The sequence below is a fragment of the Virgisporangium aliadipatigenens genome, from assembly GCF_016863615.1.
GTDB lineage: Bacteria > Actinomycetota > Actinomycetes > Mycobacteriales > Micromonosporaceae > Virgisporangium > Virgisporangium aliadipatigenens.
The window spans coordinates 1-1292 of sequence record NZ_BOPF01000097.1; the positions used below are offsets into that span (position 1 = coordinate 1).

The 1292-nt window shown below is 72.4% G+C and carries 1 protein-coding gene; it reads left to right on the forward strand.

Features of this window, described 5'->3' with window-relative positions:
* Nucleotides 1-9: 9 nt before the first annotated feature.
* The coding region (gene hisD / locus Val02_RS46920; RefSeq protein ID WP_203905882.1) for a histidinol dehydrogenase at nucleotides 10-1292 on the forward strand (1283 nt) is incomplete at its 3' end.

A 1292-nucleotide genomic window follows, 5' to 3' on the forward strand; every position in this document is an offset into this window, starting at 1 on the left:
CTCGCACCCGTGCTTACCAGGATCGACCTGCGCGGCTCCGTGACGGATCCGCGTGCGCTGCTGCCCCGTGCCGCTATCGATGTCGCTGCCGCTACCGAGGCGGTGGGTCCGATCGTGGAGGCGGTGCGTGTGCATGGCGCGGCGGCGGTCCGGGAGGCCACGCATCGTTTGGACGGGGTGACGCTGACGGCGTTGCGGGTGCCGGTGGAGGCGATCGCGGAGGCGGCGCGGCGGCAGGATCCGGCGGTGCGGGCGGCGCTGAGCGAGTGCATGGACCGCGCCCGGCGTACGCACGCCGATCAGCGCCGCACGGAGACGACGACCCGGGTGGTGCCGGGCGGGACGGTGACGCAGCGGTGGCTGCCGGTGCGGCGGGTGGGTCTGTACGTGCCGGGCGGGTTGGCGGTGTACCCGTCGAGTGTGGTGATGAACGTCGTCCCGGCCCAGGTCGCCGGTGTGGAGTCGATCGCGGTGACGAGCCCGCCGCAGAAAGACACCGGCCTGCCGCATCCGGATGTGTTGGCGGCGTGCGCGTTGCTGGGTGTCGAGGAGGTGTACGCCGTCGGCGGGGCCCAGGCGGTGGCGATGCTCGGCTACGGCATTGCTGGCGAGGTCGAGCCGGTCGACACGATCACCGGTCCGGGCAATGTGTGGGTGACGGCGGCGAAGCGGCTGCTGCGCGGGATCGTGGGTATCGACGCCGAGGCCGGCCCGACGGAGATCGCGATCCTGGCCGACGACACCGCCGATGCGGTGCACGTGGCGGCCGATCTGATCAGTCAGGCCGAACACGACCCGATGGCGGCCAGTGTGCTGGTGACCCCGTCGGTGGCCCTGGCCGACGCGGTCGACACCGCGCTGGGCCGGCTGGTCGCGGCGACGAAACACACCGGCCGCATCAGCGAGGCGCTACGCGGGCCGCAGTCGGCGACGGTGCTCGTCGATGACCTGGACGCCGGTGTGCGGGTGGTCGACGCCTACGCGGCCGAGCACCTGGAGATCCAGACCCGCGACGCCCGCGCCGTGGCCGAACGGGTCCGCAACGCCGGCGCGGTCTTCGTCGGGGCGTACTCGCCGGTGTCGTTGGGTGACTACTGCGCCGGATCCAACCACGTGCTACCCACCGGCGGCTGCGCCCGACACTCCTCCGGACTGTCGGTACAGACGTTCCTGCGCGGGGTCCAACTGATCGAGTACGACGAGGCCGCACTACGCGCCGTCGCCGGACACGTCGTCGCCCTCGCCGAAGCGGAAGACCTCCCCGCCCACGGACAGGCCGTCACGGCGAGGTT